This is a genomic window from Pseudoalteromonas sp. SG41-5 (assembly GCF_014164495.1).
Lineage (GTDB): Bacteria > Pseudomonadota > Gammaproteobacteria > Enterobacterales > Alteromonadaceae > Pseudoalteromonas > Pseudoalteromonas rhizosphaerae.
On sequence record NZ_JACJFH010000043.1, the window covers coordinates 12,506 to 34,128 of the forward strand.

The 21,623-nt window shown below is 40.8% G+C and carries 14 protein-coding genes, 1 pseudogene and 1 other annotated feature; of the genes and pseudogenes, 7 read left to right on the top strand and 8 right to left on the bottom strand.

What is annotated here, in order from left to right:
- Window positions 1-506 precede the first annotated feature (506 nt).
- Together H5232_RS12665 and H5232_RS12670 are read left to right on the top strand one after the other, a co-directional pair.
- Window positions 507-692 (top strand): hypothetical protein, encoded by a 186-nt coding sequence (locus H5232_RS12665; protein ID WP_182830971.1) that lies wholly within the window; start codon window positions 507-509, stop codon window positions 690-692.
- Window positions 693-1,030: 338 nt separating this feature from the next.
- Window positions 1,031-1,798, top strand: a complete 768-nt coding sequence (locus H5232_RS12670) for a DUF1883 domain-containing protein (RefSeq protein ID WP_182830972.1) — start codon at window positions 1,031-1,033, stop codon at window positions 1,796-1,798.
- A 191-nt stretch (window positions 1,799-1,989) separates the two neighbouring features.
- Here H5232_RS12670 and H5232_RS12675 read toward each other — a convergent pair whose 3' ends face one another.
- The 6 genes and pseudogenes from H5232_RS12675 to H5232_RS12700 form a co-directional block, all read right to left on the bottom strand.
- Complete coding sequence (locus H5232_RS12675) at window positions 1,990-4,425, bottom strand: ATP-binding protein (RefSeq protein WP_182830973.1); 2,436 nt, start codon at window positions 4,423-4,425, stop codon at window positions 1,990-1,992.
- 36 nt (window positions 4,426-4,461) lie between these two features.
- The gene (locus tag H5232_RS12680) at window positions 4,462-5,574 is read right to left on the bottom strand and encodes a two-component system response regulator (protein WP_182830974.1); all 1,113 of its coding nucleotides are present in this window, start codon (window positions 5,572-5,574) and stop codon (window positions 4,462-4,464) included.
- Window positions 5,575-5,776: 202 nt separating this feature from the next.
- Window positions 5,777-6,996, bottom strand: a protein-coding gene (locus tag H5232_RS12685) for an IS3 family transposase (RefSeq protein WP_404936401.1) whose coding sequence is annotated in 2 segments (ribosomal slippage) — window positions 5,777-6,702 and window positions 6,702-6,996 — 1,221 coding nt in all. Because the reading frame shifts where the segments join, the coding sequence is not laid out codon by codon here.
- Window positions 6,602-6,718, bottom strand: a sequence feature (AL1L pseudoknot). (Overlaps the previous gene by 117 nt.)
- 352 nt (window positions 6,997-7,348) lie before the next feature.
- A pseudogene (locus tag H5232_RS12690) lies at window positions 7,349-7,696 on the bottom strand (transposase); the annotation flags it as partial.
- Window positions 7,697-8,057: 361 nt separating this feature from the next.
- Window positions 8,058-8,987, bottom strand: a complete 930-nt coding sequence (locus tag H5232_RS12695) for a diguanylate cyclase (RefSeq protein ID WP_182830976.1) — start codon at window positions 8,985-8,987, stop codon at window positions 8,058-8,060.
- Between the two features lie 5 nt (window positions 8,988-8,992).
- The gene (locus tag H5232_RS12700) at window positions 8,993-12,799 is read right to left on the bottom strand and encodes a CHASE domain-containing protein (protein ID WP_182830977.1); all 3,807 of its coding nucleotides are present in this window, start codon (window positions 12,797-12,799) and stop codon (window positions 8,993-8,995) included.
- Window positions 12,800-13,825: 1,026 nt separating this feature from the next.
- Here H5232_RS12700 and H5232_RS12705 point away from each other — a divergent pair.
- Window positions 13,826-14,449: a DUF6088 family protein gene (locus H5232_RS12705; RefSeq protein WP_182758737.1), complete on the top strand. Its 624-nt coding sequence runs from the start codon at window positions 13,826-13,828 to the stop codon at window positions 14,447-14,449.
- 1 nt (window position 14,450) lies between these two features.
- Window positions 14,451-15,482, top strand: coding sequence for a nucleotidyl transferase AbiEii/AbiGii toxin family protein (locus tag H5232_RS12710; RefSeq protein WP_182758736.1), 1,032 nt, complete (start codon window positions 14,451-14,453; stop codon window positions 15,480-15,482).
- Between the two features lie 440 nt (window positions 15,483-15,922).
- Here the strand turns inward: H5232_RS12710 and H5232_RS12715 are convergent, their stop codons facing one another.
- Complete coding sequence (locus tag H5232_RS12715) at window positions 15,923-17,557, bottom strand: DUF4942 domain-containing protein (RefSeq protein WP_182830978.1); 1,635 nt, start codon at window positions 17,555-17,557, stop codon at window positions 15,923-15,925.
- A 46-nt stretch (window positions 17,558-17,603) separates the two neighbouring features.
- Here H5232_RS12715 and H5232_RS12720 point away from each other — a divergent pair, with 46 nt between their 5' ends.
- Both H5232_RS12720 and H5232_RS12725 read left to right on the top strand, forming a co-directional pair.
- Window positions 17,604-18,503, top strand: a complete 900-nt coding sequence (locus tag H5232_RS12720; RefSeq protein WP_182830979.1) for an IS982 family transposase — start codon at window positions 17,604-17,606, stop codon at window positions 18,501-18,503.
- Window positions 18,504-18,765: 262 nt separating this feature from the next.
- The gene (locus H5232_RS12725) at window positions 18,766-20,112 is read left to right on the top strand and encodes a pentapeptide repeat-containing protein (protein ID WP_182830980.1); all 1,347 of its coding nucleotides are present in this window, start codon (window positions 18,766-18,768) and stop codon (window positions 20,110-20,112) included.
- Window positions 20,113-20,704: 592 nt separating this feature from the next.
- On the opposite strand, the gene H5232_RS12730 is transcribed toward H5232_RS12725, so the two are convergent.
- Window positions 20,705-21,007 carry a hypothetical protein gene (locus H5232_RS12730; protein ID WP_182830981.1) on the bottom strand — a complete coding sequence of 101 codons (303 nt, stop codon included), beginning with the start codon at window positions 21,005-21,007 and terminating at the stop codon, window positions 20,705-20,707.
- A 193-nt stretch (window positions 21,008-21,200) separates the two neighbouring features.
- Between H5232_RS12730 and H5232_RS12735 the strand changes: the two genes are divergently transcribed.
- Window positions 21,201-21,623 carry a LexA family transcriptional regulator gene (locus tag H5232_RS12735; protein ID WP_182830982.1) on the top strand — a complete coding sequence of 141 codons (423 nt, stop codon included), beginning with the start codon at window positions 21,201-21,203 and terminating at the stop codon, window positions 21,621-21,623.

Genomic DNA, 21,623 nt, shown 5'->3' on the forward strand with positions numbered 1-21,623 from the left:
CGACATACTAAAGTCTCCTCCAAAGAACTCTAGTATAAAAAAAGGTAGCCTTTGGTTGAGGCTACCTTTTTTTGTAATTTAAACATGTCCTGTCTTAAATGTGCTTGCTTAATTCTGTTACCACTTTGGAAGCCAACTGGTCTTAAAAATAAGAAACGGGGTTGTTGTTGGTTGTGAAACGGCTACATCTGATGCAGATTACTGGGATGGTGTTGAACCTGTGTGGTTGCCATTTATAGAACCTGAAATTATAGATGAATAGATATGAAGCATAAGTTTGCAACAGACGTGATACTAGACGCTAGCATCCATAGTTTATTCTTAGTCTGGTGTGCATATCTATTAAGCAAAGTTTCTGAAGGGAGTACGGTTTCTATAATCGCATACAAGGCGACAGCACTCACTCTTCTCATTCTCGCTCTAGTAGTAGGTACAAAGATTACCTTAGAGAATTCTGGCTTTAAGATATTTAGATCAGCATCACACCCAGAAGAGAAATAGAAGTCATGGCAATTTTCAAAGCACTATATATCGGTATTGTAATTAAACGCAGCAAAAATACGGTTAAGATAATCCAAGAACAAAAAGCGCACTTTAATAAAATTGCATTAGATGGCCGTTTTTCCAATATCGTTAACGTTAATCAATATACTTCTATATGCTGGCAACTAACGGCACAGCTTTATCCGTGACAGAAAAGAAATTCAAATCCGCATCTTCGCAGCGCCAATCGTCAACCGCTAAAATGTAGTAGCTCAAATCTGATCTTACACTTTCGGTAAATTGGTTCGTACTTCATCTGACAGGCAGTTAAGAGCGATCAGCGGTCGCTCAGATGAGTCGTTTTTAAGATGACACTTTCCTCTTTTTTACATGTTTATATAAATAACACAAAGCATAGTATTTATAGCTGGCAATGACTTAAACTGTTTGCTATTAATATAAGTTCACAAAATAAGGACGTTTTCGCGCTAAATAAGGGAAAGTGTCCTCTGATAAAGTTGTTATGCCCTATCAGGAGTAAGCAGATTTGCAATTCATTCATAATGATTTAGGTCAAAGGAAGGCGGGCGAAATTGTTGAGGTTACTTTAACCAGTGGCGCTAATGTTCGTCTAATGAATAGTTCTGACTTCAATAATTATAAAAGCGGAAGGCGACACCGCTATATCGGTGGCTTGGCAAAGAAATCGCCTTTAAGACTTCAGATTCCTAATTCTGGTCACTGGCATGTTGCAGTTGATATGCAAGGGTTGAGGGGGAGTGCTAAAGCATCTGTACGAATACTGCCGGGTGCACTTCCCGCAATTCAAGATCGTCCACTATCGGAAGTTCCAAGCTTAGTTCGTGACAATATCCCACCTCCGACAGAATCTGGCGGAGAGACTCATGACGTTTTCATTTCACACGCGTCTGAAGATAAAGATGATTTTGTTCGTCCTCTAGCAGATGCGCTTATAGCTCAAGGGCTGAATGTTTGGTACGACGAAATGACGCTTAGAATTGGAGATAGCCTGAGACAAAAAATAGACAAAGGACTTGCCAATAGTAAAGTAGGGCTGGTTGTTCTATCACCTTCGTTTATAAAGAAAGGCTGGACAAACTATGAGCTTGATGGAATCGTTACGAGAACTGTTTCGGGTGAACAAGTTCTTCTCCCCATTTGGCACAACATTACAAAACAGCAAGTAGTAGATTTTAGTCCCTCAATCGCAGATAAGGTCGCCCGAAGTACAGCCACTCATACAATTGAAGAGATTGCTTTAGAAATTGCTGAGCTAATAAAATCAAAGGCATAACAAACATGTCAACCGGACAGTTTTTTGCTACGCGCTTTTGTGAATTCCGCTTTTGGCACTGAGCCGAACTTCGGCAAAGAGCGGAAGCTGACGGTTGGGTAACTCGTTTTTGGACATAAATGAGCTACAGCTTACGCTAAATTAGCATTTAACGGATAATGTGAGGTATCGCAAACCTTCTCATCGATGACCTAAAGTAACTCATCCACAACGGTCTCTTTGAATTGACTTAACTCGACTTTGATTTGAACCATTAGCTCCAGAGCATCGTCAAAATGATAACTTGATACTGCTTCAGACAGAGCGTAGCTCAGTTCCGGATTAAGCTTTTCAAAACAGGACTTATGCTTGGAATAATAAAATTCAGACTCTAAGTCGTACTCTTCTAGCAATGCTGTCAGGTGGCTCACTTTAGACTCAAACTCCTCGACTGATTTGATATCACACTCGTGTTGAAGATGAGTGGTATCAACGAGCGCAGATTCTGGAAGCTCTTTGTACTTAGGAATTACTGATACTCCGGAGTGGTCAATATCGAGTTTGATGGTAAACCAGAAATTGCTCCCTTTATCTAGCTCACTGTCGACACCAACATGACCGCCCATTAACTCTGTAATGTGCTTAGAAATCGCAAGGCCAAGGCCAGTACCTCCGTATTTTCGGGTCGTTGAGGCGTCTGCCTGCTGATAGCTGTCAAATACGACGGTCTGGTCGTGTTCAGACAAACCAATCCCCGTATCCATGACTCTAAATAGCAGGTGAATATGGTTTTCGCTTCTTTGCACGACACTGACTGCGATGGTTACATCTCCTCCTCTAGAAAACTTGATGGCGTTACTCACATAGTTCAGGAGGATTTGCTTAATACGAAGTTGATCGCCAACGACCTGAGGAATGGACTGATCAACTTCAGTCATAAGATGAACATCGTTTTTTCTGGATTTGTGCTCAAAAATGTCGTGCACATCCTGAATTGTCGCTCGAATATCGAATGGTGCCTTCTCAATATCAACCTTATTTGCTTCAAGTTTAGAAAGGTCCAGAATGTCGTTAATCAGTGTCAGCAAATGCTTGCCTGATTTATCGATTTTCAACAGGTTATTTTTCTGCTCAGACGTGAGGTCTGAATTTAACAGTATGTAAGATAACCCGAGAATCGAATTCATCGGCGTACGTATTTCATGGCTGACATTTGAAATAAACTTGCTCTTGGTTAGGTTAGCATGTTCAGCCGATAATTTTGCCTCAGTCAGTTCGGAGGTAAGCCTATCCAACTTGCCACCCATGTTGATGATCGCGTTTGCTGTTTCGTTGAGCTCTTTTAAACGGAAGCCTTCATGAGCTAAGTTAAAATCACCCAGCCCGACTCGATTGACCATGCTCTGGATCTGAGTTAATGGCTTAGCAATAAATTCACTCATCTTCTTGGACGAACGCCAGATGAGGATAAAGAACAAGGTGTAGAATGCCACTAAACCGAAGATCAGAATGTAACCAATTTTTTGGTATTTTTGTTCTAGCGCATGAGAAGTCGCATACATTTCCTTCTCACCAACAATCATCAGTAAGCGCCACTGAGTTTCTGGTATGGTCGACCATGATAGCAGTTTATTTTCACCATTCAGTTTGAGCTGTATAACCCCATTGGTGTTCTTGAGTAAACGCATGCTCAAGTCAGCGGTGTCATCACGTTTATACAGGTTAAATGCCTCAGGCTTAAAAATCTCTTTGGTGATTGCTTGCTGGTAGCTGTGCTCAGTGAGTTCTTTCAAGCCAAAATCGTGTTCTCCTTGTGGTGGCAAAGCCATAATTGTGCCGTTACTACTCGCTAAAACAGCGTAGCCGCCGCCCCAAGGAATGGCTAGATTTTGAATGCTTTCTATAATGTCACTGACTTTGATATCAAGCCCGACAACACCCTCGAGAAAACCTTGGTTGTAGACCGGCGCGATAGCCGATGCCATCCAGCCGTGGCCCGCAGGATCAATGTAAACATCTGTCCAAATTGTCTTCTGGTCAGGATTGTTTTCAGCGTTTGCCAGGTAGTAAAAGTTGTACTCCGGAATGTCCATTTTGGGAGGGTACTGAGCGACGGTGTAGAACCACGGGTAGATTCGGTTGTATGAATCCCAGGTATTAAAGTAAATCGACGCAACCAAATCGCTATTATTTTCGATTTGTTTCATCAGTGGGTCAAGGTGAGCGAGTTTATACACCTTCTCCCAATCTTTTTCGGCGGTAAGACCAGAGTAGAAAGAAGCCGAGCCCCCTAAATCTTGTTTAGAATACAAGACGCCATCTTCGCTCACGGCAAGGTTATCTTTTTCAGATCGGTCAATGGTGTGTTCTTCTGATAAAACACGTTCTGTTTCGTTTTGGTATACGGCCGTTAAGCTTTCTATTGAGAGCAGCTTCTCTCTAATGATTGCTGCTTCTCTCTCCGATGAGATCTTCAACTCTTTATTTACTTGTGTGTAAATGTATTCCATGTTGTCGGCACTGATAAAATGGTTACTTATTAGGTAAACGGCAATAAGAACCGCTTCCACCAGAATGAGGGGAATGATTCCGGTTTTGACCATTGAACGCCACACCCACGATTGCGTGGTGATTTTCTTGTCTTTCATGTTTGTTCCAGAAACGGCTATAAGTACTTGTCTTATCTAGTTAGTGTATTCTTGAGCAATGGCATCGAATTCATCTGTAATTTCAGCGAAGGCATCGATGATAGTAGGGTCAAATTGAGTGCCTTTGCCTGACACAATGATATTTACTGCGTCTGAATGTGAAAACGCAGGTTTATAAACTCGCTTGCTGATGAGCGCATCATAGACGTCTGCTATAGTCATGAGTCGGGCGGACAACGGAATTTGCTCTCCAGCAAGACCTAATGGGTATCCTTCACCATCCCAGCGTTCGTGATGTGAGTAGGCGATCTCTTTTGCGACAGTCAAGAACTTCATAGGCTGGCCGCATACTTTCTCAGCATTTTTAATCGCTTCATAACCGATGGTGGTATGAGTTTTCATCACTCGAAATTCATCGTCGGTCAGGGAGCCTTCTTTCTGCAAGATGTTGTCTGGAATGCCTATTTTCCCGATATCGTGCAGAGGCGCTGATTTATATAACAGGGCAATAAAGTCATCGGTCAGTTCTGAAACATAACGCGAGTTTTGGCGTAATTGCTCTGCTAAACGTTTTATGTAAGCTTGGGTACGTTTAATGTGGTTACCCGTTTCGTTATCGCGGGTTTCGGCTAACGAAATCATGGCATAAAAGGAAACATCTTGAATTGCGTGAAGCTCTTCTTTTTGCCGCAAAGCTTCGTTGGTTCGTCTTTCGACCTCTTGCTCTAGCACTTGATTCTTGTCTTTTAAGATATCGGAAGCCACTTTGAGAGATACATGTGTTTTAACACGTGCCTTCACGACCTCTGGGTTAATTGGTTTGGTTATGTAGTCAACGGCACCCAATTTTAGCCCTTTATGTTCATCGACTCTTTCAGCTTTAGCTGTGAGGAATATTATCGGGATATCACTGGTTGCTGGGTTTGATTTAAGCTGCTGGCATACTTGATAACCATCTATTTCCGGCATCATGATATCGAGCAAGATCAAATCTGGATTAGCAGTTTCGGCAAGTGTAAGCCCGCGCTCACCGCCGTTTGCCCCTTTTACCTTATAATCATCTTTAAGTAGCTGATACATCAGCGTGAGGTTTTCTGGAATATCGTCGATAACCAATACAGTTGGCTTCGATGAAGAAAAATCGAACATACTTCCTCCTTTTGGCAGCAATACGGCAAATTGCGATTTAGTGCATAATATTTATGTCAATAATCACTTAATGATCTTGAACTCTTTACTAAAATAAAGATGAAATAGGCTAGAATCGGTATCATCACGAACGTCGCGCAATAAAGTATCGAAATAGCCACAATGAATCGCCCCGAGTTCATCGGAGACCAGTTTGTTTAAGTCAGGCCACTTTACCTGACTCGTTTAAATTATCATAGTAGTCTGTTTCATATTGAGCTGGTGAAATATACCCAATTGAAGATAATAAGCGTTGATTATTAAACCAATTGACCCACTCTAACGTTGCGTATTCAACAGCATCAACATTCTTCCACGGGCCATTTCTGCGAATAATCTCTGTTTTAAATAATCCATTTATTGTTTCAGCCAATGCATTGTCATAAGAGTCACCCTCACTGCCTACAGACGCTTGAATTCCAGCTTCAGCAAGTCGCTCAGTGTATCGTATAGACAAATATTGGCTGCCTCTGTCGCTGTGGTGAATTAACCCTTCGGGGTTGCCACGATGCCAAATAGCTTGCTCTAACGCATCAAGAATAAGCTCTGTGTGCATTGTCGTTGATACACGCCAACCTACAATGTATCGTGAAAAAACATCTATCACGAAAGCGACATAAACAAACCCACTCCATGTGGCACCATAGGTGATGTCAGCTACCCAAAGTTGATTTGGCTGCTCAGCAGTAAATTGAAGATTAACTAAATCAAGTGGCTTATCTTGTTGCTCGTCAGGTATCGTTGTCTTATGTGCTTTACCCCGACGAACACCTTGAATTCCCATAACTCGCATCAATCGTTCGACTGTACAGCGGGCGACTTGATGGTCGTCAAGCTGTAGCTGCTTCCATACTTTTCTTGCACCATAAACTGACATATTATCCTCCCACACTTCGCGAATGAGTATCATCAGCTCAGCATCACGCTTTTTACGGTTAGACAGTCGCTCAGGCTCTCTTTGTATCTGTTTATGAGAATAATACGTTGATGGTGCAATCGGCAATTCCTTGCAAATTGACTCGACACCGTAATGCTCTCTGCAAGCATCAATAAAATCCACTATTACTTCTGTTTGCGGTCGAGCTCCGCTTGGGCGAAAAAAGCGGCAGCTTGCCTCAGGATATCATTCGTTCGCTTGAGCTCTTTATTCTCGCGCTCTAAGACGGCAAGGCGTTCTTCAGTTGATTGCGTATTAGAAGAGGGTTTAGACGGTTGAGCTTGAGATTTCTTGACCCATGCTCTAAGTGTTTCTGGGGTACATCCCAGTTTATCTGAAATCGATACTAGCGCAGCCCAAAGAGAAGGGTATTCATGCTGTTGTGTGGTAACAAGCCTAATTGCACGTTCACGAAATTCTGATGTATAGCGATTTGATTTTTTCATAGTTCCAGTTTCTCAAGTTATTGAGTCTCTGGCAAACACGGGGCGATTCACAAATACAAATAACTTAAACCGATCTTCCAGCAAACAACCATTCCACAACCTTTTGATTGATTCTATCATCGAACTAGTCCCGTCTTATGCAACTTCAAGTGAAACTGGCTATATTGAGTATCTAACATTAGATAATGTAGGTCAATATGATCGCGCTTGTTTGATCAAGTGTAACTGCCCTAAATTGCAAAGGGGCAAAACCAATTTGCAAAAAATGCAATTTGCTAACTCGAAAAGGGGCAAAGGTGAGTTATATTGATAAATCGTCGATGGACAGTAGTGAGTTAGAGCTGAAGGACGGCTTTGCGTTGTCTTTTCTAAAATCAGCAATCGTTTTAAAGTCGGGTGCCAACTTACCAAGTAGCCACATCAGTTCAATATTGCGTTGGCATTCGGTTTCTAATCGGCGGGATGATTGAATACGGTTGAGGTAACCATAAAGATAAAGCTTTAATAGTGTGGCTGGATGATACTTAGGGCGGCCTGTGGACTTTAAGGTTAATCCTTTAAACCCCAATTCAGCTAGATTTAGTTCCTCAATGAAAACATCAATTACTCTGACCGTATTATCTTCACTGACGTAGTCTTCCAACGATTCTGGAAATAACGTTGATTGGTTACGATCTTCACCGCTTATAAACTTTGACATATTGCCTCAACCCTCGACTGAATCAATAGTCTTATTATATAAATATCAGTATATTAAGTGAACTAAATGTATAGATTAATCGATCATAAGCAGCAGATACTTAGACCAAAAGGTGATCAGAGTTTTCACACAGTCTGTGCCAGAAGCGGATATTACAATGTGCAGGTATTAAAGTCCGCTATTAGTCGTTAGCAGAACGTTAGTGTAAGGGCGATGAGCAGCGCAGCGGGTTATGGTCCCAGTATTCTGTGTAAATTATCTTGGCCGGTTTCAATATTATGCTGTAAAAATCATGGTAACAACAGAGTTTAAAATTAATCACTCATAGATAGTAATTTTTTGGTAATAGGTTTGCCAGACCTCACGCTAGTACAACCGAATAGGTATTACGACCACGTTGTTTACTTAAATACAGCTGCTGGTCTGCCAGTTCTATAATATTACTATCGTAGCCTTTCGCTTCATCGGCGACGGCAATGCCAACACTGATGCTCAGTTTGGTGGCGGGAGTTTGGGGGTGTGCGATATCTAATTCCAATACATGATGCAGCATCTTTTTTGCCACGGTTACTGCGCCATTTATATCGGTATCGGCTAGCAACACTACAAATTCTTCACCTCCATAGCGGGCGACCATGTCAGCCGGTCGCCCGCTGTGCTTTAGGGCACTGGCCACTTTACGTAAAGCATCATCTCCTGCTAAGTGGCCAAACGTATCGTTATATTTCTTAAAGTAGTCAATATCAATCATCAATACTGCAAGAGGACTCAGTTTACGTCTATGTTGGGCAAGTTGGATTGATAAAACGTTATCAAAATAGCGGCGGTTATAAATACCGGTTAACCCATCCAGATAAGCGAGAGAACGCAGTAAGTCAGCTTGTCTTTTCAGGGCTAAGTGAGCCTTTACCCGGTTACGTAATGTATTTGTATTAAATGGCTTTTGAATAAAATCGACGCCACCTGCATCCCAGCAGGCATCTTCATCCGTTTGATGCTGCAAGCCTGTGACGAATATGACCGGGATATCTGCCAGTTGTTTATCGGCTTTTAATTGCCTGCATGTTTCTAATCCATCCTGCTCAGGCATTACTACATCTAACAAAATGAGATCAGGCCGACTGTCGTGGCAAACTTTTATTGCCTGTTTGCCGCTTGTGGCCATCAGAATATTGTACTCGTTGCCTAAAACCTGAAAGACAATCTGAATATTAATAGGTTGATCATCGACAACTAAAATGGTTGCAGGGAATTGGCTGATAGCCACATTTAGTATAGTGTCTGCTGACATATAAACTACTCTTTGAATTGACTTAAAATTTTATCAACTATCACGACTGCTTGCTCAAAAGCCAAGTTGACTAGAGCCTCTTCAAGCTCTTTATTTAGTTCAGGTGTTTGAGCCTGCAGTGACGGTGCCAATTGCTGATAAAGTGGCAACGCTGCCATGTTGGCAAGATTGAGATGTTGCTTTAGCGTCATTAACTGAGCTGCCTGTTCCGTCCGGCTAACAGGGGCTTGTGCGGTAGCTATTTGCTGTTCCACTTGTAATAATTTCACCAAGTCTGTAGCGGTGTTAAGAGTTAACTTCAGTATATCCAGAACGTTGTTATCTACCTGATAACCGTCATCACTGTGCTCACGCAGCTCATCTTCCAAGCGGGCAGTAAGCTTTGCCAGATTGCTAAAGCCAAGTGTGCCTGCAGCACCTTTTAAACTATGAAACAACAATCGTGCATTACGACGGGTAAGTGTTTTATCCTCTAGTTGTTGTAATGCTTGCCTAAGGTCCTGCTCAAATTGCTTTAATACATTGACATAAATCGTCAGGGAATAACCAAGGCGCTGAACAGCAGCTTCGAGTTCAATATGATGCTGCTGGCAGAACGCTAACGCTGCCTGATCAAAATTCAGGTTTGATTTATTAACTTGTTTGACGTGAGGTGCTTTTTCTGCTTTATGATGGCTGAGAATTTTGGTCGTCAACTCGTTAAGATCAAAAGGTTTTGCGATGTGGTCTTGCATACCTGCTGCCAGGCAAGCGGCTATATCATCAGACATGGCGTGCGCTGTAATAGCAATAATCGGCAGCAACTGATGTCTAGGTAGCTTTCTAATCTCACGAGTGGTTTGATAGCCATCCATTCCCGGCATTTGTATGTCCATCAGTACCATATCAAAGTGCTCTGCCGTACTTTCCAGCATCTCTAACGCTTCCTCACCGCTGCTAGCAATTTTGATGGTCGCCCCTAGTTGCTGCAGTAACTCACTGGCAACCAGCTGGTTCGTCAAATTATCTTCTACCAGCAGTAAGGATATTCCCTGCAATGGCAGCTCGTGCGGGAGGGGGGAGGTCGGGAGCGACAGGTCGAGATCGCCAAAAACAACACTCTTTACTGCCTGTAACATCATATTTTTTGTAACAGGTTTAATTAAAATTCCATCCAGATAGCGCTCATAATCGTTATTTTGCTCATCGAGCAGTTCTTTTCCATGAGCGGTAATCATTACAATCAGTGAAACCACGCTACTATGCAATTCCCGTAGCTCGCGAGCGAAGGTTAGGCCATCTTTACCCGGCATACGCCAGTCTACGAAAACGACATCATAGCGAGTACTATCGCGGTGGGCTTGCTTGACTAATAGTGACGCCTCTTGCGCATCGGACGCAATCTTTGCCTGCCATCCCAACGAGACCGCAATACCTTGTAAAATTATTCGCGCACTGTCGTTGTCATCGACAATCAACACGCTCAACTTTTCATTACTACGAGTAAACGTTTGAGAGTTTTGGATCGCCCTCTTCTCCGCATTGCGTACGACGACGTTAAAGCTAAAGGTACTTCCACAACCAAATTCACTCTCTACGCCGATTTCACCACCCATTAAATTCACCAAGCGCTTACTGATGGCTAAACCTAAACCTGTCCCGCCATAGCGACGACTTATTGAAGAATCTGCTTGTTGAAAACCGGAAAAAAGAGCGTTCTGTTGCTCCAGCGTGATACCGATCCCAGTATCTTTAATACTGAAAGACAAGTTAATCTCGCCCTCTGGCAGTGATTGAGACCTAATTGAGATGAGTATTTCACCCTTATTAGTAAATTTTATGGCATTGCCGACCAGATTCATCAGGACTTGTTTAATACGGAAACTATCACCTAACAAATGCTCAGGCACATCCGCTGTGACATCGTATAGCACTTCCAATCCTTTTTGCTCTGCACTAGATGAAAAAACAAGGCCGATATCCTGCAGCAAATCCGTCAAACTAAATGGATGCGGGTCTAGCTCCAACTTACCGGCTTCAATTTTTGAGAAATCCAGAATATCATTTAACAAGGTAAGCAAAGACTTAGCTGCACTATAGGCTTTTTCTATATAGTCGGCCTGGCGTTGATCCAGCGTGCTGTTGGCTACCAATTGTAATAATCCCAGAACTCCATTCATCGGCGTGCGGATCTCGTGGCTCATATTTGCCAAAAACTCAGATTTTGCTTTATTAGCAGACTCAGCTTGTTCTTTTGCTTGTGCCAGTTCCGCTTCGTATTTAAGTTGTGTAGTTAAATCAAACGCGATACCAAGAAAGCCTGCTAGCTGACCTTGCTCATCTTTTAGTGCACTGACATTTAGTTTTACTTGCACCTGTTCACCGGTTTTTGTCAGGTAGGTCCAGCGCGCATTATCCGTTTGCCCCAGACGCGCTTTCGCTACAAGGGTTTCAAAACCGACCGCGATGTTGCTACCGAGCTCAGTGGTCAGCTTAGCGTCATGGTGCTCCACTTCTGCGGGCAGATGAAAAATAGACGGGGTTTGTTGGAAAAGGACCTCCTCTGCGCGATAGCCTAAGAGTTTTTCTGCTGCTGGATTAAAGGCCGTAATAATGCCTTCTTCATCGGTAGCGATAATGGCGTAGCCCGCGCTGCTAAGAATACTGCGCTGCAAGATATTAACACGTGAAATCTCCGCCGTTCGCAGTGCGACCTGCTGTTCAAGCTCAGCATTCGCTTTTAGTAAAGTTTGCTCTGCAATACTTGCCAGCTCCTGCTTATGACGGATTAACTGACTTCTGCGCATTAACATAAGTTGCAGTAGATACACGCCAAAGGCCAGGATGGTACTGACTGCCATTACTTCAAAAAATAAGCTGGTGCCAGAGCGCAGTTGCAGTGCATTAATAAAGCGATTGGTTGGCGTAAGCGACAGCTGCCATTGGCGGCCAAATACAGAGAGATTTAATTTATGTTGTAGAGCAGCGTCGTAAGTGTCTTTCACTTCTTGGCTGAAGAACTCGATTGGCGTTTGTTCGGTAATGTCACTGATTTGCAGAAAGACATCGTTTTCCAGACCTGCAACTGAATTAAGGACTTCGTTAATCAGGATTGGGGCGTAACTCCAGCCAAATAAATGTTCAAGCCGTTGCCGACTATCTTGTGGCACGGTTGTTGTTTTATATACCGGCATTAATATTAAAAAACCCTGTTGAGCTCGCTCATTTGCTTGTACTAAGGTAATGGGCGCTGTTAACCTCACATCGTTATTGAACGCCGCATCTAATGCTGCCTTGCGGCGCATTGCTTCGGAACCAATATCAAGCCCCACGGCCTCTCGGTTGTTTTGCTCAGGTTCAATATAGGTGATCACAAAAAGGCTATCTTGGTGTGGCGTAAGCTGCCTGATTTGGAAGTTGTAGCTTGGTCGCTCGGCAGCCATCCGGTCTAGAAATGCCGCAGTTTGGTTTAGTTCAACTTTGATGATTAAACCAAAACCACGAGCCCCTGGAAACTCCCTTTTATAGTCTCGCACTTGCGTATAGGTCTGCATATCGTTGTAATCAAAATGCTCAGGGGATAGCGACATTACTGCACCACGGGTGGCGCGCAAACCATATTGATACAGCGTGACCTTTTCCTGAACCCCTTCTGCAATTAGATTTAACCTGACAGTAACCGCATCACTAATTCGCTTTGCTTGGGTTTGTTGTTGCTGATCTACCATGGATGTTGCCACAAAGTAGCCAATAACTAATAACCCTAACGGTAGCCATAATGACATTAACCAACTGCGTAATGAAAATTTGGGAACAGAGATAAGTGACTTCATTTAATGCTCAGGAGGTTCCGATTGATATAAAAAGGGTAGGGCCGATAATTTAGATGGAAAACCAAAATCAAATTCAGAAACAATCCAGCAACTGATTTGCCTGTAGGACTCGCTCATTATGAAACAGTCGCACCAGCGCGCCGTGTTTTTAAAACAAGTTGAGCCAACCAGTAAATTATAAACTTATTAAAAATATCATCCTAAGCTCAAAAAGCAAAACTTTCAAGTTGCATTGAGCTTATGTCGATATGAATAGTCATATTTAATCTACAGAGCAAGGACAAATTAGCGCCCCCTAACATTGTCAATCCAACTTAATTGCGTGATCTACGGAAATCAATAGAAGCAGATCGCTTTGAAGATGATTGTTGTAGTAAAAAGTTAGCTTGCCTTACTGAGAAGCACGATCCGAGTGACAATCAACTCGACGAATGGATGCTGGACACTGTGGTTGAGACACATGCCATTTTGCGGTTAAAAGTCCGTCCAACTTCAGGCGTTAATGTCCGCTCTATCAAGCAAAGCATACTTTCGCATGAGTACTATGATGCGGAGAGAAATTTCTGCTTTTCGCTCGAAGCGGCCCGTCAACATTCCAGTTTGTAAATCGTTTTGGGGCAGAAACGAGTTGATCATGAATGACTGCAAATGGCACAAAGCCGTCCTTTGGCTCTAACTCTTCTTTGCCCCGAAATCATTCAGAGCAAATGCTCACACAACTCAACGGGCGTACTTTTACCCTACTAAATCTAATCCAACTTTCATTATGGAGGATGGGCTTTTGTTTATGTCAATAAATCGAAAATTGACTACATGGGTAATGAGGATTAGAGAACTATTTTAATCAAAACTCTCAATATTATTGACTCATAAGATCAATTTTTTCAGCACCTTACTAAGGTTCGACTATTAAAAACTCGCTTGATTTAAGCATTTATAGTGTCATTAGGTTACATTTTTCGTGCTAAACTGGTGTCAATAAGTCACAAAGCTAGTATACTAATATAAGTAATTGAGGAGGTTTTAATGTCAGTATCACAGCAAGTAACCAGCTATATAATGCACCAGCGATATGGTCGTGTCTTTACGCTTGATGATTTCATGAAAAGTTCAAACCTTGAATCAAACCGAGCGGCAGTCACTGCACTCAGCCGCTGTGTTGACATGAAGTTAGTCAAACGTCTATCACGTGGAGTCTATTACAAACCCCAAAAAAGCCGCTTCGGCACTCTGCCTGTAGATACACAAGAATTGATCAAAGCTCTCAGCCGAAAAAAACATGCTGAATTCGTTATATCGGGTGCAACTGCAATCAACGCTTTAGGTTTATCAACACAACTCCCTATGGTTAGGAGTTATATGATGACGGAGCGTGTCAGAGCAGATCTTAAATCCGTCAATATAAAAATCGAATATAGTAAAGCACTTGAACATTTTTCGAAGCACTTAAAAATCAGCGATAAAGCACAGAAGAAACAGGCTTTTATATTTTGGAGTGCGCTACATTACATAGGCAAGGATAGGTTCTCGGATTATAGAAGTCCGTACACTTCACGTTTTGAGAAGACATTTAGCAGTAATGTTAAACAAAAGTTTTTGCAGGCTCTTCCGCCATCAATGAACTGGGCAAAAAAAGAAATAGGACATTAAATTGAGCAAATATTTAGAACTATCTGCTTCTGAAAAACGTGAAGCATTATTGGCTGCAGAGGAGCAGCATGAAAGTAAACTTCCAGCATACATAATAGAAAAGGATTATTGGGTTACACAGACTTTAAACATCCTATACACAAAGATTGCTCCTACGTTTTCGGAGAAATGTGATAAGCCATTTCTCTTTAAAGGTGGAACGAGTCTTTCGAAAGGCTACAGCCTAATTAATAGAATGTCTGAGGATATCGACCTATCTTTTTCTTTAAACCTCCTTGGTTGTCAGCCTATTGATTTAGTTAAATTTACCAGTAGGAAAGCCAGACAAGCTGAAGCTATTGTCATCGATAAAAAAGCTGAAGAATTAATAAAACAACATCTCATTAACCAACTTACTGAACATTTACAAGCACTGGATCCAGAAGTCAAAATTGAGATTGAGTCTGATGCACCACTTAACATCGCCATATACTACCCTAAAGCTCTAAACGAAGATGAATATGGAAGTGCTGCTCAACAAAGAGTTTTGCTCGAAACAGGTGGCCGTTCTGACAATCATCCTGACAAGTTCGTTGAAATAAGCCATATGTTGGGCGAGGCTATACCAGAGCTTTTAGATGATGGTTTTGATGTTTTAACCTTGTCTCCTGAAAGAACAATTTTAGAAAAGATGTTCGCAATACACACGAACCATGTGAAAGAGTCCTTGGCTGATAAACATGCTCGACATCTGTATGATATTATCGAAATTGACTCGAATTACCCAGACTGGTGTACAAATAAAGATTTGTTTGAAGTTGTAGTTAATTTTTGTAATATCTACTACAAATGGCACGCTGATTCATGCTCAACAGCCTTGAAGGGACCTTTAATGCTTACCCCTCAGAATTCAGATATGACGGATAAGTATAAAAAAGATTGGGAAAGCATGGCAGATATGTTTCCTAAAGCTGAACTTCCCTATTCATTCGATGATTTAATAGATAGCGTCAAATCGATTGAAGTTAAGGCAAATGGTAGTTTCTACGCTTGATTTACCGTATATGCAATAAGCGGCAATACTTTTAGTCTTTTCTTGTCTAAAATATAGTCATTCTATATCTGAGATATTTTCTGATAATGTTCGGGATAATCTGTGATTTCGAATAGCAACCTTAAACCATCCCTAAAGACTCTATAGTCAAATTTGTAATGGCATAATGTATTTGGTCGCTATATTAGAGGGATTGTAAAATCTCGGTAATCCGTTAAATGCTAATTTAGCAAAGTCACTGACTCGTTTCTGTCCAAAAACGAGTTTACCCGACCGTCCGCTGATCGCTCTTAGCTGCCTGTCAGGTGAAGTCTAAACCTAATCAACAAAACTGTAAGATGAGATATGAGCTACTACAAATTAACCCTTTTTAATAACACACTCTATTAAGTAACTTATAGAGTGTGTTATTGCAATTACATGATTCCGGTTTAGTTTCCTTAATTTATAGAATAGTCAACACCGAGCGCCAGTACATCACCAGTAGAAGTGAGCTTAAAGTTAGCATCAAAGCCCATTTCTGCAATCTCAATATCAACGCCCATTTCTTCAGCCGCTTCTTTTGGTGACTTCACCCAGCCTTTTAATTTACCAAATTGAACATTCATCTTAGCCAAAAATGCTTGGTTGAGCTTTAAATGCAAGTTGCCATTGCAATAAGCGCGACATTCAAAAAGAGTCACGTACTTTTCTGCTGAATGATCATAATAAGTGAAAACCTTTTTAGCAGAGTCATTCCAATCAAAATCACGCGCTCGTTCGCACCCTGTTGAGTCAAAACCTAAATTACCAGCAATGGTGCATAAATCATTTAAAAAGACCTCTGCGCGTCGAGAGAGCCCATTTGTTGAGCCGTAATCATCAGTGCGGCCCCCTTCTCTTGTTACAACTATGCGATAATCTAGAGCAAACCTATCAAGACCCTCTGGCGAGCGATACACATAACGCCACTGCTCTTTACCAAACGTTTTTTCATTTGATTTATAAAGAACGATACTCGATTGACTCACCATTTTTTCTACCGTTTCAACAATCTGATCATCAAAGTACAAGTTTGCGTTCTTGCACATCCACTGCACTAACGCATACGCATTCGATTTATTAAAATCAACGTGAGTATGTTCAAACAGAACCTTCAACAGTTTTTCGCGAGAACTCGCTGTAAGCCTATCTGTAATTTTATCAAAATTAGAAAATAGCTCTCGCCAATATTTATCTTTTAAACCTCCTATTTTTAATTTCAGCGCCTCTTTCACACCGTCAAAACTAACATCGAGCTCCTTTAAAACAACCGTGTCTATTTCTTCTAGTTTTTTATACGTTTGCACCAATGAGCTTAAATCAGTGTCATACATCGATTGTAATGCAGCGACCAAATCAACACCTGGCACCATGGCATTTTGTATACGACTATCAAAACCACCAGCGTTTTTGTTGTGCCTATTTTTTAATGTATCCGTATGAGATGAATTTTCACTCTCTTCAAAGATGGCAAAATTCTTTTTGAACCAGAGGCTAAAAGGGTCAATTTTTTGTGCGTTACTTCCGTAGCTAGAATATCTTTTATCAATCAGGCTAATACGTATAACATTCACAACTGCACGTGCTTTACGTTCAGCATTTAGATAGTCATATTCGCCTAGCACTTCGCATTCAGCATCACGCATTTTAATGCACTGCTGTATTGCAACATCATTTACCCATCGAGAAGGGAGAATGAGATAAATATACTTAGCGTTTGCTTCTTCAATAATGCGTTGGGCAAAGTATGAGAACTCTGAATACGGAGGGTTACAAAATACAATATCAGTACGCTTGTCTATTAATGTTTGTTCTTTAAAATCAGTACCCACAACAAAGATATCTTTATCAAGCGAACTCAATAGCGGGACAGACTTTTCAATCGCATAACGTTTGCCTTCCGTTAAAAACTTTAGCGCCTTGCCGTTTCCTGCACCTACATCTAATAAACTTGGACGCTCACCTATTCCCTTCATTGCTTTAAAGTCCGACTTAATTAACCTGAGCTCCGGATAAGAAATTACTAATTTAAAGGAACTAAATGCTCGTTCCATGATCCGATCATTCGACCAAGAGTGATTAGAACAAAAAGGAACGAGCATGAACAAGTTAGTTGAAACGTACTGTGATGTCGATGATTTTTCAACGTTATTTTTCCCAAGCTGGCAGCGTATATTGCTCGAAAATGGTGAAATTAAACGTCGAAGAGCATGCCGCTTATCTCCATCAGAGGTGATGACTATTATCATCCATTTTCACCAGTCACATTACAGAGATTTCAAAAACTACTATCTTCACTATGTTTGCCGTCAACTTAAAGCCTATTTTCCAGAGTTGCTGAGTTACACAAGGTTTCTCGCGCTTATGCCTAGTGTGGTGGTTCCGATGTGCAGTTACCTCACATCAAAACTTGGCAAGCCCACAGGTATACAATTTGTTGACTCCACTAAAATAGAAGTGTGTCACATCATCAGAGCTAAAAGAAATAAAGTGTTTGACGGCGTTGCTCATCATGGAAAAGGCACTATGGGTTGGTCATATGGATTCAAGCTACACTTAATAATTAATCATTTAGGTGAGATTGTGGCGCTAAAGCTCACAACGGGCAATGTGGATGATCGAGAGCCCGTTTCTGATATGGCGGACTCTATCTTCGGAAAACTCTATGGCGACAAAGGTTATATCAGCAAAGCGCTCTCTGGTGAGTTACTAGAAAAAGGTGTCGAGTTAATCACGACGGTTCGAAAGAATATGAAGAAAAAATTTATTTCATTGTGGGACAGGGCTTTATTGAAAAAACGATTTATAATCGAAACGGTGAATGATCAATTGAAAAACATTTCTTACATTAAACACTCTAGACACCGCAGTATGCATGGCTTTATGCTAAATTTACTTGGTGGATTAATTGCCTATTGCCTAAAAGAGGAAAAGCCGTCATTAGATTTAACATCGCAAGAACTTGAAATTTTAGAGAGTAATAATCTAATGTTGGCTTAACCAGATCTCAGGTTAATTAAATCCAGCTGCTCATCTGTGGTTGGGTACCACTCAAAATCTTGGTTGAATTGCTTGATAGTTTGAATTAACTGCCCAGTATGATGACCCATTCTTAAAACCTCTTTATTAATTGAATTGCTAAACAGGTTAATAGGGAAATAAAAACGTGCTTGAATCAGAAACTTAACAACCTTGACTGCTTAATGTAATGCTTACACAATGAATTTAAATAATGATACAGGTGAACTAAGGACGGCCTTAAATGAAGTCAGATGACTTTAAAAATGATGGACTACACCAACCAATAACAAAAGAATCATTTTCGAAGCCTAAATATACTCTTAGCCGGGAGAGAAGTGTAGAGCTCTGGTTAAAAGGTAAGGATGAGTGGAACTTATGGATGAAGAACCACCCAGATACTTACGTTGACTTCAATCATGTAAATTTCACCCCTGACTCTCTGGCGAGTGTTGCACCTGATGAAGATCTCGCTATTCACGGTAAACATCATCGATATTTAAAAACTATATCTTTTAAAGGCTATATTTTTAATGGTGGTGCAGATTTCACTGGAGCAACCTTCCCCTCACCGACCCACTTTGATGACGCAAGATTCGAAGGTAGTACTGAGTTTTCTGGAGTTGTATTTGGAAGTGATGCAGGTTTTAGCAATACTATTTTTAACTCGAATGCCAATTTTTCTAATGTTGAATTTCAAGGCACTGTAGTTTTTGATGATACTCACTTCGCTTCAACCACTCTATTTACATCAGCCACATTTGAATGTATGGCTTACTTTCCTTGCGCTACATTCAATCTAGCTACAGACTTTTCTCATGCTGAATTTGATGGAGGTACACATTTTAAAGGGGCTAGATTCTACTGCGAACTGGTTAACTTCAACGATATTAAGTCTACTGACACTTTTAATTTCGATGATGCAATAACCGACCAAATACAAAAGCTTTCGTTCAAAGGAAGTACGTTCGACAAAGACTTTATCATTGATGGTAACTTTAACTGTATACCTGATTTAAGAGGCACAAAACTAAACCACCACACTGAACTGAGTGATCTAAAGTGCAACCTAAAAAGAGAAAAGGCAATTCCATTCACCCCTTTTCTTAAAGTTGTTGATAAACTTGACGCTGAAAAGCTCTGCAGACTTAAAGAGCTTGCTGAGCAAAACAAGAACCACGATAAAGCTTTAATGTTCCACGCTGATGAAATGAGAGCGAAAAGATGGACAAAGCTAAATACAGCGCAATCAATATTGGATTTACTCTACTCAGCGACAAGTAATTATGGCCAAAGCATTATGCGACCTTTGCTGTGGTTGTTCTTATCATTCATGCTGTTTAGTTCATACCTGGTTGGTAAATCTGAACTAGAGATGAGAGAAGCACTTTCACCCGCGGCTACGACTTCAATAGCCACAATGACACCTTTTATTTCCGTTTCCAAAGATGCTAGACAATTTGGGATGGGACAGTTATTTAAAACTGATATACCTACGAATTATTACCTCTGGAGCTATGCTCATGCCAGCGCTTCATTTGTTTTTATATTCTTAATTGGGCTTGGCTTAAGAAATCGCTTCAGAATTTAAGTTGATTAAAGTGTTAGATGATTAATTGGCGAATAACTTCTAGCATTTCAATCAAGAAGGCCAAGTATTCAATACAAAAATCAAAACTAACCACCAATAATACGACTAGCATTTCAGGTAAGTTTGATAGATACGGTAGCAAATATGGCGTCAATAAGGGCCAGAATATAGCCACGAACAGATTGATCCAGAATTGAGTTGTTTGGTCTTTTAACATTGATGATTACCTCTTTATTATTTTTTGGACACACAAAAACCCACCGAGCCCTGATGACCTAGTAAGAATGAATGCTAGAAGGTTTATTATTTACGCCCTTGAAATGCTTAAAGGTAAAGTATTTAGATGTAAACTTTGACGCTTTTTAATGTGGGCAGTTGAGAACGAACTAGATTGCACTGTAGTTCAGCAGTTACTTTGTATATCCTCCATATTTTATTTTATTTATTGTTATATTATAACATATATTATTCAAAAGTAAATCATACCTGCTTTACGCGAAATAAAGCACTCCTCTGCTTTAGATAAAAAGGGTGCTTGACCGCACCTGCGAAGGCAAAATTTAGCGGTCAAGCGATAAACTGTTATGAATGTTTATGATTGAGAATATAGCTCGATTGGAGAGAAAAAATCAGAAATAGGAGGTTTAGCTGTTTTATTAGGCCAAAGTATATTCTCTACTTGTTTGCTCTGCTCCCAATGAACAAAGTCAGGAGCTTTGTCTATTTTCGCCTTTTTAATATTTGCACCAGAAGCGCTACTCAAATTATCAGCAACACTTTCAACAAAAGACAACACGTTTGGCTCATCAGTTGCTGCATTATAGTATGCAATCAAAACCCCATTGAAGAAAACAGCTTTATCACCGTCTTCCGAAGAAATTGAACATAAATCCATAGTTACTCCAGCTCATATATTTTTGCCAAAGCTATCATATGCGTTAAATCGCGCCTGATTCTGGGAAAAAGGTTTAAATTTAGCTAATAATTGATGAAATCACATAGACCGCGAGCCTAAAAGAAACTTCTTAGTTGTAATGTGGAAGATTCACATCTAAAATTACTGTTTATTTGTACAGTATTTTATAATTATGCTTAGCAAACTTACCCCCTCAACAACAAAGCTAGCTATTGCAGACTTTTCAGTTGCTGCAGGTTTCCCCAATCCATGCGAAGATCACCTATCCGACTCAATCAGTTTAGATGAGCTCCTAATTAAGCGCCCTAGCAGTACATTCCTATTCAGGGTGTCAGGCAACAGCATGTCCCCAGACATTACTGACGGCTCGATAATAGTTGTAGATAGGTCAGTAACAATCAAAACTGGACGAATCGTATTAGCTACATTAGACAACGAATTTGTTGTGAAAGAACTACAACTAAAAAACAAAAAAGCCGTTTTTATTAGTAAAAACCCCGACTTCGAGCCAATTGAAATTGATATCGATGAAAACAATGACTGGGATACCCATGTAGTCTGGGGCGTTGTCACTGGTTTAATCAAGGTATTCTAA

Coding starts and splice junctions, on each gene's coding strand:
- H5232_RS12715 (WP_182830978.1), bottom strand. CDS start 17,557: ATGGAACGAGCATTTAGTTCCTTTAAATTAGTAATTTCTTATCCGGAG.
- H5232_RS12675 (WP_182830973.1), bottom strand. CDS start 4,425: ATGAAAGACAAGAAAATCACCACGCAATCGTGGGTGTGGCGTTCAATG.
- H5232_RS12725 (WP_182830980.1), top strand. CDS start 18,766: ATGAAGTCAGATGACTTTAAAAATGATGGACTACACCAACCAATAACA.
- H5232_RS12680 (WP_182830974.1), bottom strand. CDS start 5,574: ATGTTCGATTTTTCTTCATCGAAGCCAACTGTATTGGTTATCGACGAT.
- H5232_RS12735 (WP_182830982.1), top strand. CDS start 21,201: ATGCTTAGCAAACTTACCCCCTCAACAACAAAGCTAGCTATTGCAGAC.
- H5232_RS12705 (WP_182758737.1), top strand. CDS start 13,826: ATGTCAGTATCACAGCAAGTAACCAGCTATATAATGCACCAGCGATAT.
- H5232_RS12665 (WP_182830971.1), top strand. CDS start 507: ATGGCAATTTTCAAAGCACTATATATCGGTATTGTAATTAAACGCAGC.
- H5232_RS12730 (WP_182830981.1), bottom strand. CDS start 21,007: ATGGATTTATGTTCAATTTCTTCGGAAGACGGTGATAAAGCTGTTTTC.
- H5232_RS12700 (WP_182830977.1), bottom strand. CDS start 12,799: ATGAAGTCACTTATCTCTGTTCCCAAATTTTCATTACGCAGTTGGTTA.
- H5232_RS12720 (WP_182830979.1), top strand. CDS start 17,604: ATGAACAAGTTAGTTGAAACGTACTGTGATGTCGATGATTTTTCAACG.
- H5232_RS12695 (WP_182830976.1), bottom strand. CDS start 8,987: ATGTCAGCAGACACTATACTAAATGTGGCTATCAGCCAATTCCCTGCA.